The 14,889-nt window shown below is 29.0% G+C and carries 17 protein-coding genes; 3 read left to right on the top strand and 14 right to left on the bottom strand.

What is annotated here, in order from left to right; translation table 11 throughout:
* Positions 1-31: 31 nt before the first annotated feature.
* The 7 genes from PG913_RS11800 to PG913_RS11770 all read right to left on the bottom strand — a co-directional run bounded on the left by PG913_RS11800 (position 32) and on the right by PG913_RS11770 (position 6,679).
* Positions 32-880: a tetratricopeptide repeat protein gene (locus tag PG913_RS11800; RefSeq protein WP_271230882.1), complete on the bottom strand. Its 849-nt coding sequence runs from the start codon at positions 878-880 to the stop codon at positions 32-34.
* A gap of 17 nt (positions 881-897) precedes the next feature.
* Entirely contained in the window at positions 898-1,941 is a 1,044-nt protein-coding gene (locus PG913_RS11795; RefSeq protein WP_271230881.1) for a vWA domain-containing protein, read from the bottom strand.
* Positions 1,942-1,943: 2 nt separating this feature from the next.
* Positions 1,944-2,951 carry a vWA domain-containing protein gene (locus tag PG913_RS11790; protein WP_271230880.1) on the bottom strand — a complete coding sequence of 336 codons (1,008 nt, stop codon included), beginning with the start codon at positions 2,949-2,951 and terminating at the stop codon, positions 1,944-1,946.
* Positions 2,938-3,855, bottom strand: a complete 918-nt coding sequence (locus PG913_RS11785) for a BatD family protein (RefSeq protein ID WP_271230879.1) — start codon at positions 3,853-3,855, stop codon at positions 2,938-2,940. Before PG913_RS11785 ends, PG913_RS11790 begins: the two co-directional genes overlap by 14 nt.
* Positions 3,856-3,887: 32 nt before the next feature.
* Positions 3,888-4,751, bottom strand: a complete 864-nt coding sequence (locus PG913_RS11780) for a DUF58 domain-containing protein (RefSeq protein WP_271230878.1) — start codon at positions 4,749-4,751, stop codon at positions 3,888-3,890.
* Positions 4,752-4,760: 9 nt separating this feature from the next.
* Positions 4,761-5,750 carry an AAA family ATPase gene (locus PG913_RS11775; RefSeq protein ID WP_232114000.1) on the bottom strand — a complete coding sequence of 330 codons (990 nt, stop codon included), beginning with the start codon at positions 5,748-5,750 and terminating at the stop codon, positions 4,761-4,763.
* Positions 5,751-5,899: 149 nt separating this feature from the next.
* Complete coding sequence (locus PG913_RS11770) at positions 5,900-6,679, bottom strand: UDP-2,3-diacylglucosamine diphosphatase (protein ID WP_271230877.1); 780 nt, start codon at positions 6,677-6,679, stop codon at positions 5,900-5,902.
* A gap of 63 nt (positions 6,680-6,742) precedes the next feature.
* On the opposite strand from PG913_RS11770, the gene PG913_RS11765 reads away from it, so the two are divergent.
* On the top strand, positions 6,743-7,195 hold the full coding sequence (locus PG913_RS11765; protein WP_271230876.1) for a nucleoside deaminase: 453 nt from the start codon (positions 6,743-6,745) through the stop codon (positions 7,193-7,195).
* Positions 7,196-7,350: 155 nt separating this feature from the next.
* Here the strand turns inward: PG913_RS11765 and PG913_RS11760 are convergent, their stop codons facing one another.
* The 3 genes from PG913_RS11760 to PG913_RS11750 are packed head-to-tail and all read right to left on the bottom strand — an operon-like array spanning position 7,351 to position 9,692.
* The gene (locus PG913_RS11760; RefSeq protein WP_271230875.1) at positions 7,351-7,866 is read right to left on the bottom strand and encodes a methylated-DNA--[protein]-cysteine S-methyltransferase; all 516 of its coding nucleotides are present in this window, start codon (positions 7,864-7,866) and stop codon (positions 7,351-7,353) included.
* Complete coding sequence (locus PG913_RS11755; RefSeq protein WP_271230874.1) at positions 7,832-8,923, bottom strand: hypothetical protein; 1,092 nt, start codon at positions 8,921-8,923, stop codon at positions 7,832-7,834. The genes PG913_RS11760 and PG913_RS11755 overlap by 35 nt, the downstream gene beginning before the upstream one ends.
* Positions 8,924-8,927: 4 nt before the next feature.
* On the bottom strand, positions 8,928-9,692 hold the full coding sequence (locus PG913_RS11750; RefSeq protein ID WP_271230873.1) for a TatD family hydrolase: 765 nt from the start codon (positions 9,690-9,692) through the stop codon (positions 8,928-8,930).
* A 34-nt stretch (positions 9,693-9,726) separates the two neighbouring features.
* Here PG913_RS11750 and PG913_RS11745 point away from each other — a divergent pair, with 34 nt between their 5' ends.
* Complete coding sequence (locus PG913_RS11745) at positions 9,727-10,209, top strand: retropepsin-like aspartic protease (protein WP_271230872.1); 483 nt, start codon at positions 9,727-9,729, stop codon at positions 10,207-10,209.
* A gap of 14 nt (positions 10,210-10,223) precedes the next feature.
* On the opposite strand, the gene PG913_RS11740 is transcribed toward PG913_RS11745, so the two are convergent.
* The 3 genes from PG913_RS11740 to PG913_RS11730 form a co-directional block, all read right to left on the bottom strand.
* Positions 10,224-11,078, bottom strand: a complete 855-nt coding sequence (locus tag PG913_RS11740; RefSeq protein WP_271230871.1) for a hypothetical protein — start codon at positions 11,076-11,078, stop codon at positions 10,224-10,226.
* Between the two features lie 127 nt (positions 11,079-11,205).
* Positions 11,206-12,393, bottom strand: a complete 1,188-nt coding sequence (locus tag PG913_RS11735) for a pyridoxal phosphate-dependent aminotransferase (RefSeq protein WP_271230870.1) — start codon at positions 12,391-12,393, stop codon at positions 11,206-11,208.
* A 51-nt stretch (positions 12,394-12,444) separates the two neighbouring features.
* On the bottom strand, positions 12,445-13,536 hold the full coding sequence (locus PG913_RS11730) for a fatty acid desaturase family protein (RefSeq protein ID WP_271230869.1): 1,092 nt from the start codon (positions 13,534-13,536) through the stop codon (positions 12,445-12,447).
* A 158-nt stretch (positions 13,537-13,694) separates the two neighbouring features.
* Between PG913_RS11730 and rsmG the strand changes: the two genes are divergently transcribed.
* Complete coding sequence (rsmG, locus tag PG913_RS11725; protein ID WP_271230868.1) at positions 13,695-14,321, top strand: 16S rRNA (guanine(527)-N(7))-methyltransferase RsmG; 627 nt, start codon at positions 13,695-13,697, stop codon at positions 14,319-14,321.
* A gap of 75 nt (positions 14,322-14,396) precedes the next feature.
* Here rsmG and PG913_RS11720 read toward each other — a convergent pair whose 3' ends face one another.
* Positions 14,397-14,861: a DUF6428 family protein gene (locus PG913_RS11720; protein WP_271230867.1), complete on the bottom strand. Its 465-nt coding sequence runs from the start codon at positions 14,859-14,861 to the stop codon at positions 14,397-14,399.
* Positions 14,862-14,889: the final 28 nt, after the last annotated feature.

Raw genomic sequence — 14,889 nt, 5'->3', positions numbered from 1 at the left:
AAAAATTAGTAAGGTTTTAAAAGTTGGAAAATTACCAATCTTTTTCTTGTTTTACTTTTTTTCCTTTCGATTTTTTCACATTCATTTTCTTTTGAGTCTTCTTCTCTTCATTATTTAAGCTTTCCAACAACTGTTTCATTTGCTGAGGAGACATTTTTGCCTGTTTAGGCTGTGGCTTTTTATCGTCTTTTTTCGGATCATCTTTCTTATCCTGATTCTTCTCTTGCTCTTTTTTATCTTTATCGTCGCCTTCTTTTTCCTTGTCTTTGTCCTTTTCTTTCTCTTTATTTTTATCGTCTTCTTTCTTATCCTTTTTATCTTTGTCGTCGCCTTTTTTGTCTTTATCTTTTTTATCCTTGTCTTTATTTTCTTTGTCGTCTTTCTTATCTTTATTGTCTTTGTTATCCTTTTTATCTTGCTGTTCTTTCTTTAATTTCTTTTTAGCAATAGCAAGGTTATAACGTGTTTCATCGTCATTCGGATTTTTACGTAAGGCATTTTTATAAGCATCAATAGCAGGTTGATACTGTTTTTGCTCCATCATAGCATTTCCTATATTATGATATGCTGCTGCTTTTGATAATTTATCTGTTGATGTCTTAGCAGTAACTTCAAATTGTTCTACAGCCTCTTTGTATTTTTTTTGCTGATATAAAGTATTACCAAAATTATAACTTGCTTTATCGTAAGTACTATTTTTATCTAAAGCTTTACGATATAAAATACTAGCATCATCAAACTTTTGTTTGTTGTAAAGCTTATTTCCTTTACGTAATAAAACTCTTGCTTCTCGCTGTAATTTTAACGTGTCTATTTGTGCGGATGCCTGTATAGTCATCAGTATAAAAAGTACAAATAGTATATTTTTTGGTTGTTTCATTTTCTATAAAATTGCCGTTACGACTCTTTTTCGTTAAACAAATCTGCTTTTTTAACCCATTTTGTTTTTCTTTCGAAGAAAAATAAATCGATAATTAAAAATAGTAATCCGATACCTAAAAACCATTGAAACTGATCTTTATAATCAGAAAATTGTTTGGTTTCAAATTCACTTTTTTGAGCATTCGTTATAATTTTTTCGATAGCATTTACAGGATTTGAAGTTTTATTTCCATCCATATATTTTCCTTCGGAAGCTTCAGCAATATCTTGTAAAACATCCGATTTTCTTTTGGTTATAACCGTTTGTCCTTGATTATCTTTTTTATAACCAACTAGTGCGCCGTTTCTTTTTATCGGAATTGGAGCTCCTTTTTCTGTTCCAACACCAATGGTGTATACTTTTACGCCTTCATTTGAAATATTTTGAGCAAGTTGTTTTGTTTCTTCTTGATGATCTTCTCCATCAGAAATAATAATTAAAAAACGATTCGTTTGTTCATCATTATTATAATAGGTTTTAGCTAAATTTAAGGCTTCATTTATTGCTGTTCCTTGGCTTGAAACCATATCAGGATTGGCATTTTGTAAAAACATTTTAGCTGATGCATGGTCTGTAGTAATTGGTAATAACGGATACGCATTTCCTGCATAAATAATAATACCAACTCTGTCGCTACCTAATTTATCAATAATTTTTGAAATGATTTGTTTTGCTTTTTCTAACCTGTTTGGAGCAATATCTTCTGCTAACATACTTTTAGAAACATCCAAAGCAAAAACTACATCAACACCTTCTCTTTTTACGGTTTTCAGTTTTGTTCCCATTTTAGGATTTACCAACGAAATAATTAAAAAAGAAATTCCTATTAAGAAGAAAATTAATTTTAAAACCGATTTAAAAGTAGATGAATTTGGTGCAATTTTAGCTAACATTTTAGCGTTAGTAAACTTTTTTTGAGTGCGTTTTTTCCACCATAAAACAAATAAGAAAACAACAATTAATATCGGAATAATTGCAAATAGCCAAAAATATATCGGTTCTTCTAATCGGTATAACATGTTTATATAAAACTTTTAAATAGTGTGTTTTTTAATAAAAATTCTAATAATAAAAAGATACCTGCAATAAATACGAATAATCGATAATTTTCGGTGTAATTATAATATTTGAATTCTTCTATTTTTGTTTTTTCAAGCTTATTTATTTCGCTATAAATGGCTTTTAGTTTAGAGTTATCGGTTGCTCTAAAGTATTTACCATCGGTTTCTTTTGCGATATTTTTTAATAGTTTTTCGTCTATTTCTACTTGTTGATTTCTAAAAGAGATTTTTCCAGTTCTAGGGTCTTTTGCCCAAGGAAAAGGAGCCATTCCATTTGTACCAATACCAATTGTATATACTTTAATTCCGTTTCCTTTTGCCAGTTCGGTTGCGGTGTTTGGATCTACAAAACCAGCATTATTTACACCATCGGTTAAAAGAATAATCACTTTACTTTTAGCCTTACTTTCTTTTAATCGATTTACGGCAGAACCTAAGCCCATTCCAATAGCTGTTCCGCCATCTAATTGACCCCATTTAATTTCGGAAATTGTTCTTTTTACAATTCCTTTATCACTAGTAATAGGTGTTTGAGTAAAACTTTCACCAGCATAAACTACAATTCCGATTCTATCATTTGGTCTTTGATTAACAAAATCAACAGCGACTTTTTTAAGGGCTTCTAATCGATTTGGTTTTAAATCTTTCGCCAACATACTTGCAGATACATCAATTGCCATAACAATATCAATTCCTTTATTCGATTTTGTTTTTTTACTTACGGCTACATTTCTGGGTCTTGCTAAACCAACGATTAAACAAGCTAATGCAAGTAATCTGAAAATATATAATAATGGTTTTAATTTTGGTAAAATCCCACCATTTATTTTAAATCCTTTTACACTTGAAATGGTTAATTGTGCGCTGTCTTTTTTTCTAGAATAAAAATTCCAAAAAGCCAATAAAGGTATCAATATTAGCAACCATAAAAATTCAGGACTATGAAACTCAAAGTTATTCCACTTCATCTTCTATTGCTTCTTTTTTAGGTTTTAAATTATCGATAATGCTTTTAGCATCTTTACGATCTTGTTCAATTTCATAATCCATTGGTTTTGATTTTGCAAACTTTACCAAATCAGATTCTTGTAATAATTTTTTTAATTTATAGATGGTTTCTTTATCTGTTTCAATCGATTTTATATTGTTAAAATCATTTAAAACATCCATTAATTCATCGGTTGTAATTTCTAAAGCAGGTAATTTTAACTCTCTTTCAATATATCCTCTAACAATATTTGTTAGTTCGCTATAGTATTTTTTTATTTCATTATTTTGCCACAATAATTTTTTATCTAAAGCTTGTAATTTCTCAATAGCTTCTTCATACGGAGGCAATAATGGAACAATAACTTCTTCTTTAATTTCTTTTTTCTTTCTGATAATAAAATAATAGAGTAGTGCTCCAATTAAAATAAGTAATGCTACTACCCACCAAAAATACTGTTCAAAATCATTATATTGATATCCTTCAGTTTTGATTCCTTTAATAGGGAATTTTTGAGCTTTTGTAGTATCAATAGCAATTGTAGCTACGTTAACAAGTAAACTATCAGTTAAATAAGCTTGATTTTTAATGAAAATTTGTTGTTGCGGAATGTAAAAAGCTCCACTATCAAAACCAGTTAAAATATATTTTTTAACTAGTTTATTTTTAATGTTTTCAATTTTTAAAGAATCAACAATTTCTAATCCTTTTAAATTCGTTAAACTCGGAATGATAACATTTTCAGTTTCATTTACTGAAATTTTATATTGAAATTGTTCACCAATACGAATATTAGTAGTATCAATTTCAACCTGTACTTTGTCTGATTGTGAAAAACCAACGCAATATATCAGTAAGAATATGTAAAATAATGTATTTCTCATTTTTTATGCTGTCAATTTAAAATAAGCAATGTTTATTTTTGTTTAAAGTAGCCTAATAATTTTTTTACGTAGCTTTCATCTGCTCTAGCATTAATAGTACCTGAGCCACTTTTCTTGAAAGCTGTTTCAAAATAATCGGTTAATCGTAAAGCATTTTCTTTGTATTGATTTCTAACAGATTTAGAACTAGTATTTACCAAGTGTATATTTCCTGTTTCAGCATCTTGCATTGGTACCATTCCTAAGTTTGGAATTTCTTCATCATGTTTATCATAAATTCTGATACCAGTTACATCATGTTTTTTACCAACAAGTTTTAAAGTACGTTCATAATCATCATCCATAAAATCCGAAAGCACAAAAACAATGGCTTTCTTTTTGGTGATGCTTGATAAAAATTTTAAAGCCTCATTAATATTGGTTTGTTTGCTTTTTGGTTTAAATTCGATTAATTCTCGAATAATTCGCAATACATGACTTTTTCCTTTTTTAGGAGGAATATAAAGTTCCATTTTATCAGAAAATAAAATCAAACCTACGTTATCGTTATTTTTGGTGGCAGAAAATGCAAGTGTTGCTGCAATTTCGGTAACGGTATCTTTTTTAAATTGCTCAGAAGTACCAAAAGATTCAGAACCAGAAACATCAACAAGTAACATCATAGTTAGCTCACGTTCTTCTTCAAAAACTTTAATATGAGCTTCGTTATAACGTGCGGTAACATTCCAATCAATAGCTCTAATATCATCACCATATTGATATTGGCGCACTTCAGAAAAAGTCATACCACGTCCTTTAAAGGTTGAGTGGTATTCTCCTCCAAAAATATGATTAGACAACCTACGTGTCTTAATTTCTATTTTACGAACTTTTTTTAGTAATTCTTTAGTGTCCATACTTTATAATTAAGGCACTTGTACTTCATTAATTATAGCATCAATAATATCAAGAGAAGTAATATTTTCGGCTTCTGCTTCATACGTAATTCCAACTCTATGACGTAATACATCGTGTACAATTGCACGAACATCTTCAGGAATTACATAACCTCTTCGTTTAATAAAAGCGTAACATTTAGCTGCTTTAGCTAAGTTGATACTTCCACGAGGTGAAGCTCCGAAACTAATTAATGGTTTTAATTTTTCTAAATTATATCTTTCAGGATAACGAGTTGCAAAAATAATATCAAGAATATATCTTTCAATTTTCTCGTCCATATATACTTCGTTTGTAACCTTACGAGCTCTTAAAATATCTTCTACAGAAATTACTGGATTTACTTTTCCAAAACTTCCGTTTAAATTTTGACGCATAATTAATTGTTCGTCTTCAATTTTTGGATAATCAATAACTGTTTTTAACATAAAACGGTCAATCTGAGCTTCAGGAAGTGTGTATGTTCCTTCTTGTTCTACCGGATTTTGCGTTGCCATTACTAAAAATGGTTCTTGTAACTTAAAAGTTTCATCACCAATAGTAATTTGACGCTCTTGCATTGCTTCTAATAATGCAGATTGAACCTTAGCGGGTGCACGGTTAATTTCATCAGCTAATACAAAGTTGGCAAAAATGGGTCCTTTTTTAATAGTAAACTCATTTTGTTTTACATTGTAAATCATTGTTCCTACAATATCAGCAGGTAATAAATCGGGTGTAAATTGAATACGGCTAAAACTACCTTGTACAGCTTTCGATAAGGTATTAATGGCTAAAGTTTTTGCCAAACCAGGTACTCCTTCTAATAAAATATGTCCGTTACCAAGAAGTCCTATAAGTAATCGTTCAATCATATGTTTTTGCCCAACAATGACTTTATTCATTTCATTTGTTAATACATCAACAAAGGCACTTTCTCTTTCGACCTTTTCATTAATAGCTCTTACATCTACATCCATAGTAATTGAAATATATTATAGTTTTATGTGAAACAAAGCTACAATAATAAGAAAATAACTGATGTTAAAGTATGGTTAAAGATAAAAAAAACAGGGAATATTGTTATTTTTTTATACAATTAATAATATTTTAACAAGGATGTTTGTTTTTATTTATATTCTTTTAAAGATAACTTTTGGTTATCAAAAATAGCGTAGGTAAAATATTTAACCCAATCACCAGTATTTATATAAGTGCTTTTTTCTTTAGATGTTTCTTCGGATACTTCAATTTCTAAAGGAAGATGACGGTGTCCAAAAACAAAATAATCGTAGTGTTTTGTTTCTAGTTTTCGTTTACAATATTGAACTAACCACTCGTTGTCTTCTCCTAAAAATTTAGCATCATCATCGCCAGAAATTAATTTATTTTTAACAGACATATATTGTCCTAAACGAACACCTAAATCAGGATGTAACCAACGAAACATAAATTTAAACAACGGAAAAGTAAAAATTTTTTTCATTCTTTTATAACCTTTATCATGAGGTCCTAATCCATCTCCGTGACCTATTAAAAGTGTTTTTCCATCAAGATTAAATAGTTGGGGTTTATGATAAACAGGAATATTTAATTCTTTTTCAAAATAATCGCTCATCCATAAATCATGATTTCCTACAAAAAAATAAATCGGAATTCCGCTGTCTTTAATTTCGGCAAGTTTTCCTAAAACACGTACAAAACCTTTAGGAACTACAGTTTTATATTCAAACCAGAAATCAAATAAATCACCTAATAAAAAAATAGCTTCGGCATCTTCTTTTACTTCGTTTAACCAACGGATAAATTTTTGTTCTCTAGGAAAACTTTTTTCAGCTGTTGGCGCACCTAAATGCTGATCGGAAGCAAAATAGATTTTTTTATTTTGAGTAGTATTTATAGAAATCAAAATTGTAGTTTTTGGTAAAAATAACTAATTTGAGCTACTTTTGTTAAAAACGCTTACAATACCATGGAAATAAATCCTTTTGATGATACTTACTTTATGAAAAAAGCTTTAGAAGAAGCACAAATTGCTTTCGATAAAGGCGAAGTTCCTGTAGGTGCTGTTATTGTTTTTAAAGATAAAATAATTGCTCGAGCGCATAATTTAACCGAAATGTTAAACGATGTAACGGCACATGCAGAAATGCAAGCTTTTACGGCTGCTGCTGATTTTTTAGGCGGAAAATATTTAAAAGATTGTACTTTATATGTAACGCTTGAACCTTGTCAAATGTGTGCAGGTGCAAGTTATTGGGCGCTAATTGGTAAAATTGTGTACGGAGCTAGTGAGCCAAAATTAGGTTATAGTGTATTACAAACTAAATTACATCCTAAAACTAAAGTTATATCAGGCGTTTTACAAGAAGAATGTAGTTTTTTATTGAAGAAATTTTTTATCGAAAAACGAAATTTGAATTGATTTTTAAAAAAGATAAAATAATAGCTGTATTTCTAGCCCCGATTGAAGCAATTGTTTGAGCTCTTTTTTTGATTTTTCTTCAAAAAAAAGCGAGTGCGGAAAGCGGGAAATTGCTTCAAAAAATCTTTTTTATACTTATCTTTTTGATGAAATACTTAAAATAAACTTTGCTGTTTGCAATCACTTTCATGTTCTAAAAGCCATTTTTTTCGCCAAATACCGCCTGCGTATCCTGTTAACGAACCATCAGAACCAATAACCCGATGACATGGAATTAGTATCCAAATAGGATTTTTTCCGTTTGCCGATGCAACTGCTCGTATTGCTTTCGGGTTTCCTAATTGTTTTGATTGCTGTAAATAAGTGGTGCTTTTTCCGAACGAGATATTTAATAATTCTGCCCAAACTTTTTGTTGAAAATCTGTTCCTTGCGGATTTAATTTTAAATCGAAAGTTGTTCGTGTTCCTGCAAAATATTCGGATAACTGGGTAACACATTTTTGTAAATAAATCGGAATTTCAGTTGAAGAATTAATTTGTTCATCTACAACTGAAACCGATTGAATTCCGTTTTGATTGCCAACAATTTTGGCAGTTCCTATGGGAGTTTTATAATATGTTGTTTGTAACTTCAAATTATTTTTTTGATAATAATCGCCCTTCAAGTCCATAAGCAACTCCAATATTAATACTATATCCTTTTAAATTTGGATTAAAATTAGAGTTACCTACATATATTCTAGCTCTTATATAAGTATTTCCTTCTTCTCTAATATTAAATACTGAAGGACCAAAATTCACTCTTTTTTTGTTTTTAAAATCAAGATTTAATCCAAAAATTGAAGTTCCTGTACTTATTGATTGTCTGTTTTTTTCTTCAGATACTTCTCCAAAAGAGGTAATTCCGTAACCTACAAATGGTGTTAGTTTTATTTTTTCTGTTTGATAAACAGGATATCCTAATGAAGCATTAAAATTATTTATTACTGTTTTATCTCCTTTAGCTAAAAATAAATTTGTGTCTGTTAAATCATTATTTAATTTACTATTAGTAACTGAGATATTTGTTAATAAATAGACATTTTTATATGAAAAGTCAAAGCCTATTGCTAGAGCTAATGTGTTATTAAATTTTTGTTTATAACTTCCTGTATACATTCCTAAATCCATACCTAAAAAGATACCATATGTCCAGTTACTTTTTTTGTAATCTATAAAAAAGTAATTAGATGATTCTTCTAATTCTTTTGCTGTTTTTAATTCCCACTTATTAATAACATCAATAGAAAGCCCTTCATTGCTTTCTTTTTGAAAATTATAAACTTGTTTATTTAAAAATTCATTTGAATCAACTAGATAAGAGTTTAACTCATTAATGTTATTTATATTAAAAATTAATTGTTGAAATTTTCGTTTATTTATCTCAAGAATATTAAATAAAACTTGATTATATGCTAATAAATATTTGTCTTTAAGATTATGCTTAACAAAAGATAATTTTTTATTTATATATGCGTCGGCAAAAACTCCATTGTAAATAGTGTTTTTAATTTCTTTTTTATCTGTTTTATATAAGAGGTTATAATGTAAAAAAGAAGCATTGTTTTGGTCAGTTATTGCTTGAAAATCATTCCACGTTAATTTTCCATCTTTCCAATATTTTCGATGCTCTTGTGATTTTACACTTATAGTTAATAATATAAAAAATATGAATATATGTTTTTTCATGATTTTAAATTTTGAAAATATCTCTAGAATTTTGAGTTGTAATTTCTGAAATTTCATCAAAAGTTAAACTATAAATGTCAACTAATTTATCAACAACATTGGTTATGTACGAACTTTCGTTACGTTTTCCTCGATAAGGCGTTGGCGCTAAATATGGAGAATCGGTTTCTAAAACGATGTCTTTTATGTCGATTTCGTTTAAAAATTTATCGATTTTACCCTTTTTAAAAGTAGCAACTCCGCCAATTCCTAATTTCATATTATATGAAATGGCTAGTTTTGCTTGTTCTAAAGTTCCTGTGAAACAATGAAAAATTCCGAATAAATCATCGCCTTTTTCAGCTTCTAATACTTCAAAAACTTCATCAAAAGCATCACGACAATGAATTACAATCGGTAATTTTTTTTCTTTTGCCCATTGAATTTGAGTTCTAAAAGCTTCTTGTTGTTGCGTTACAAAGGTTTTATCCCAATATAAATCGATTCCAATTTCGCCGATTGCATAAAAAGGACGTTTGTCAATCCATTTTTTTACACGGGCAAGTTCTTCTTTATAATTTTCTTTGACATAAGTAGGATGTAAACCCATCATTAAAAACATCTCGTTTGGATGATTTTTTTCTAAGTCTAGCATTCTTTCTGTTGATGAACTGTCGATTGCTGGGATAAAAAAACGAGAAACACCTGCATCTTTTGCACGTTGTATCATTTCGTTTCTATCTTGGTCAAATTCTTCGGAATATAAATGGGTGTGTGTATCAGTAATCATTTATGTATATTTACAATAAGCAAAAGTACGAGAAATGGCAAGTTTGAAAAAAATATTGAAGAAAAAGAAATACATTAAGATAAAGCTTAAAAAAATGGTGACGAATCATTTGGAATTGAAAGCTAAAATTAATGGCGTAAAAGGAACTTTTATTTTAGATACAGGTGCATCAAATTCACGTGTTGGCTTAGATTTAATAGAGCGATTTAAATTGATATCCGAAGAAAGTGAAGTGAAAGCAGCAGGAGCAGGAGCAGTGGATATGGAAACTCAAAAATCGGAACATAATTCGTTACAAATTGGAAAGTGGCAAACTAATCAATGTAATTTGGTATTATTTGATTTAACACACGTAAATACAGCTTTGACTCAACATAAAGCCAAAAAAGTAGATGGAATTATTGGCGCTGATGTCTTATATAGCGGAAAAGCATTTATTGATTATGATAAAAAACTATTGTATTTAAAAAAGTTAAAGAAAAAGAAACGTAAAAAATTATTTAAAGTACCGTTTTAGAAAGCTGAATTTATTTATTCAAAAAAAGGAATTATTAAATTGATGTAATTGATTACTTCTAAAATAATAAGTCCAAAAGTTATAAAAACGCTATACAAAGAGATAGTTTCTAAGTAGTTATTTTTTCTTTTTTTAACGGGAATTACTTTTGATATAAAGAATAAAACACAAGATACAAAACCTCCTAAGATTGGTAAATAATAAATAATAGTTTGTCCTTCTCCTAAAAATTGTGATAGGTTTATCGAACTTCCAAAAATGTAGACAAATATCCAATTAACAGCAAAAAACAATATTTGGAGTATTAAAATACTTAAAATAGAAGTTGGAAAATCTTGTTTTTCGGTTTCATTATTGGAGTTTATATATATCAAAACATAAAAAGGCATAAAAGAATGTAATAATAATCGTATCCAAAAGTTGATTTCTAATACAGGAAAACTAAAACTTAAAAATTTATGTGATGATAAGAGATCAGAAAAACTCAAAGTAAATAAGGTTATTATACTTAAAGCAAGCATCGGAAAAAATATAAATCCCATAATATTACCTTCCATTCCTTTTAAATAAGCACGTAAAGTAAACCCTGTTACGAACCAAGTAATTACAGAAATAAATATGTTTTTAGGAACAAAAATTTCCCAAAAATTAAAATCGACAAAAAAATTACATAGATAAGTTATACCAAGTATAATTGTAAGATATCCAACAGAAAAAAGTAGGTAAGGTTTTACTTTAAGTTTAGTAACATTGGTTTCTTCTTTTGTAAAAAAATACGCTTCTTTTTTAGATGAAAGTATTATAAATAGTAAAAAAGAAAAAGGATTTAAAAGTATGTTAATAATAGAAAGTAGTATTTGTAATATCAATTGAATAAGGCTTTAAATATTCTGAATTAGAATCATGTAAAGTATGCTTAAAAGATTTTAAAAACAAAAAAAGGCTCGTAATTTAAAATTACGAGCCTTTTTAATAATAAGAAATTTTGAAAAAATATTAAGCTAATACTTCTTTAATTCTTCTAACAGCTTCACGTAATTGTAATTCAGAAGCAGCGTATGACATACGAATACAAGCAGGTGCACCAAAAGCTTCACCAGTTACAGTTGCTACATTTGCTTCTTCTAATAATAACATAGAAAAATCACTTGCATTGTTAATTTCTTTTCCTTTAATAGTTTTTCCGAAATAAGCAGATACATCAGGGAAAATATAAAACGCTCCTTCAGGAATGTTTAATTTAATTCCTTCAACATCACTTAATAAATCTAAAACTAAATCTCTACGAGTTTTAAATTCATCAACCATGTATTGTATTTTACTTGGTTCAGCTAAAACAGCTGTAATTGCAGCACGTTGAGCAATACAGTTTGTTCCTGAAGTAATTTGCCCTTGCATTTTAGTACAAGCTTTAGCAATCCATTGTGGAGCACCAATAAAACCAATTCTCCAACCTGTCATAGCAAAAGCTTTTGCTAATCCGTTTACGGTAATAGTACGGTCGAACATGTTTTCGATAGCAGCAAAACTAAAGTGTTTTGTACCATAGTTAATGTGTTCGTAAATTTCGTCAGATAAAATATAAATATTTGGGTGATTTTCTAATACTTTCGCTAAAGCTCTGTATTCTGCCTCTGTATAAATAGTTCCACTTGGGTTATTTGGCGAGTTAAAGAAAATCATTTTTGTTTTAGGCGTAATTGCCGCTTCTAATTGCTCTGGAGTAATTTTAAAATCAGTATCAATAGAAGAAGGAATTTCAACAAATTTAGCTTCACATAAAGTCGCAATTGCTGAATAACTTACCCAATAAGGAGCAGGTAATAAAACTTCGTCACCTGGGTTTAATAAAACTTGTGCAATATTTGCAATAGATTGTTTTGCACCTGTTGATACTACAATCTGATTTGGAGTATAAGTTACGTTGTTATCACGCTTAAACTTTGTACAGATAGCTTCTTTTAACTCTACATATCCATCAACTGGTGTGTATGAGTTATAGTCTTGATTAATTGCTTCAATAGCTGAATCTTTAATAAAATCAGGAGTATTAAAATCTGGTTCTCCTAAACTTAAACTAATGATATCTCTACCTTCTGCTTTTAATTCTCTTGCTTTAGCTGCCATTGCTAAAGTTTGTGATACAGGTAAACTGTTAATTCTGTTTGATAATGCGTTTGACATTGTGTTGTATTATTAAATTGTGTGTTGTTCAGTTGTTAAATGACGTTGTTTTTAAGCAGCACGTGGTTTTTCACCTAAAGTACCTAATTGTTTAAAGTGCTCAATAAAAGCCTTTGTCATTGTTTTGTATTCGTTGTACGGTAAGTTAAATTCTTCTGTAGTTTCTTTTACTATTTTTGCTATTTGATTATAATGAACATGCGAAATATGCGGAAAAATATGGTGTTCTACTTGATGATTTAATCCACCAGTATAAAAGTTAACTAACCAATTTTTAGGTGCAAAGTTAGATGTTGTATATAATTGGTGAACTGCCCATGTATGTTCTAAGTTTCCTTCTTTATCAGGTAAAGGCATCTCTGTATTTGGTACTACGTGTGCTAATTGAAAAACAACACTTAAAATCATACCAGCAGTATAATGCATTACGAAAAAACCTAGTAAAACTTTCCACCAAGCAATGTCTAAAACAAGTAATGGAAGTACAACCCATAAAGAATAATAAGCAATTTTAGAGATAACTAATTTTGTCCATTCTACTTTTGGATTCGGAAATTTACCGTACGATAATTTACGCTTTAAATAACCACTCATTTGTTTGAAATCAGTAGTAATAGCCCAATTAATGGTAAGTAAACCATACAAAAATATCGAATAAAACTTTTGAAATTCATGTATAGGTAACCATTTAGAATGTTTAGAGAAACGAATAATTCTACCCGCATCAATATCTTCATCATGTCCTTTAATATTGGTAAATGTATGGTGTAATACGTTGTGCTGTACTTTCCAGTTATATACATTTCCTGCTAAAATGTAAATACTGCTTCCCATTAATTTATTCAACCAATTTTTACTTGAAAAAGAATCATGATTTGCATCGTGCATTACGTTCATACCAACACCAGCCATACCAATCCCTGTAATTACAACAAGTATAAGCATTAACCATTGTGGCATATCAACTGTTAATATTAATGCAAACGGAATTAAGAAAGTAGCAAACATTATGATTGCTTTAGTATATAACTTCCAATTACCTGTACGCTTAATATTATTTTCTTTAAAATAGGTGTTTACCTTTTTATTTAGAGTTCGAAAGAACTTTACGTTGTTTGTTCTGGAGAAGTTTATTGTCTTCATTTTATTGTGTGTTATATATAGCAAAAATAAACGTTTTTACGCTATATTGTTGCTTAGGATTCACTTTTTAACAAGAAACATATCTTTTGTTAGATAAATGAGTATTAACAATTAGTTTTTTACTTTTGCAACGAAAAATATATTCAATCACAATATCAATGGAACTTATAAAAAAATATTTTACCGATTTAACGGAAACACAGTTAGAACAGTTTTCTAAATTACAAGCTTTGTATGAAGATTGGAACTTAAAAATTAACGTTGTTTCTCGTAAAGATATTGATGAATTATACTTGCGTCATGTTTTACATTCATTAGGTATAGCTAAAGTTATGCAATTTAAACCAGGTTCTAAGGTTATGGATGTTGGTACAGGAGGTGGTTTCCCTGGAATTCCATTAGCTATTTTGTTTCCTGAAACTCAGTTTCATTTAGTTGATTCTATCGGAAAAAAAATAAAAGTAGTGAACGAAGTTGTTGAAGGTTTAGGTTTACAAAACGTAAAAACTACCAACGGACGTGTAGAAGAAGTTAAAGATACTTACGATTTTATTGTAAGTAGAGCAGTGGCGCAAATGGAAACTTTTGTTGGTTGGACAAAAGGAAAAATCGCTAAAAAACAAAATCACGATTTAAAAAATGGAATTTTATATTTAAAAGGTGGTGATTTATCGGAAGAATTAGAAAAATATACTTCGGCAACTATTTATGATTTACCAGATTTCTTTGAAGAAGATTTCTACGAAACTAAAAAAGTAGTGCATTTAGGAATGAAGTTTAAATAATAATTTACTTAAATTACATAAAAAAACAAGGTTGTATTTATAAATACAGCCTTGTTTTTTAATATTAAATATAGCTTAACAACATCCCGAATTAGGTGCACAACTTGCTTGTTGTTTAATTTCTGCTATTTTTACTTTTGGTTTTTCAGGAATTCCACATTTATCTTTTGCTAAACAATCGGTTAATGTAGTTGTTAATAAAAAGTTAGTTCCATCAAAATCTAATCCATATTTACCAATAGTACTTCCTTGATACTCTACTTCAATATCTAAATCAGCAATATTTAATAACTTTTCAGAAAGTTCAATAATATTGATTAATTTTTCAGGATGTAATCTGTGATCGTAATCATCAGCTTTCCATAATTGAAAGTTTACAACTTCTTCATTTCTTACTGTTCCGCCACAATCAATAAAGTTTTTAGTAACTTTTCCAACTTCTGTTACGTGAAAATGATTTGGAACTAATTCTCCATTTGGTAATTGAAAAGCAATTGTTTTTAATGAAGCTAAATGATTTTTTATTTGTGATAATTTCATAAGTTTGGTCTTTTAATCGTATTATTAC

The sequence above is a fragment of the Tenacibaculum pacificus genome, from assembly GCF_027941775.1.
Lineage (GTDB): Bacteria > Bacteroidota > Bacteroidia > Flavobacteriales > Flavobacteriaceae > Polaribacter > Polaribacter pacificus_A.
Note: the sequence above shows the minus strand (reverse complement) of the source record. Positions and strands in the feature narration are given on the sequence as shown.

Bases quoted from the DNA above. Each gene is read 5' to 3' on its own strand.
- PG913_RS11800 (WP_271230882.1), bottom strand. From the start codon at position 880: ATGAAACAACCAAAAAATATACTATTTGTACTTTTTATACTGATGACT.
- PG913_RS11795 (WP_271230881.1), bottom strand. From the start codon at position 1,941: ATGTTATACCGATTAGAAGAACCGATATATTTTTGGCTATTTGCAATT.
- PG913_RS11790 (WP_271230880.1), bottom strand. From the start codon at position 2,951: ATGAAGTGGAATAACTTTGAGTTTCATAGTCCTGAATTTTTATGGTTG.
- PG913_RS11785 (WP_271230879.1), bottom strand. From the start codon at position 3,855: ATGAGAAATACATTATTTTACATATTCTTACTGATATATTGCGTTGGT.
- PG913_RS11780 (WP_271230878.1), bottom strand. From the start codon at position 4,751: ATGGACACTAAAGAATTACTAAAAAAAGTTCGTAAAATAGAAATTAAG.
- PG913_RS11775 (WP_232114000.1), bottom strand. From the start codon at position 5,750: ATGGATGTAGATGTAAGAGCTATTAATGAAAAGGTCGAAAGAGAAAGT.
- PG913_RS11765 (WP_271230876.1), top strand. From the start codon at position 6,743: ATGGAAATAAATCCTTTTGATGATACTTACTTTATGAAAAAAGCTTTA.
- PG913_RS11760 (WP_271230875.1), bottom strand. From the start codon at position 7,866: ATGGACTTGAAGGGCGATTATTATCAAAAAAATAATTTGAAGTTACAA.
- PG913_RS11755 (WP_271230874.1), bottom strand. From the start codon at position 8,923: ATGAAAAAACATATATTCATATTTTTTATATTATTAACTATAAGTGTA.
- PG913_RS11750 (WP_271230873.1), bottom strand. From the start codon at position 9,692: ATGATTACTGATACACACACCCATTTATATTCCGAAGAATTTGACCAA.
- PG913_RS11745 (WP_271230872.1), top strand. From the start codon at position 9,727: ATGGCAAGTTTGAAAAAAATATTGAAGAAAAAGAAATACATTAAGATA.
- PG913_RS11735 (WP_271230870.1), bottom strand. From the start codon at position 12,393: ATGTCAAACGCATTATCAAACAGAATTAACAGTTTACCTGTATCACAA.
- PG913_RS11730 (WP_271230869.1), bottom strand. From the start codon at position 13,536: ATGAAGACAATAAACTTCTCCAGAACAAACAACGTAAAGTTCTTTCGA.
- rsmG (WP_271230868.1), top strand. From the start codon at position 13,695: ATGGAACTTATAAAAAAATATTTTACCGATTTAACGGAAACACAGTTA.
- PG913_RS11720 (WP_271230867.1), bottom strand. From the start codon at position 14,861: ATGAAATTATCACAAATAAAAAATCATTTAGCTTCATTAAAAACAATT.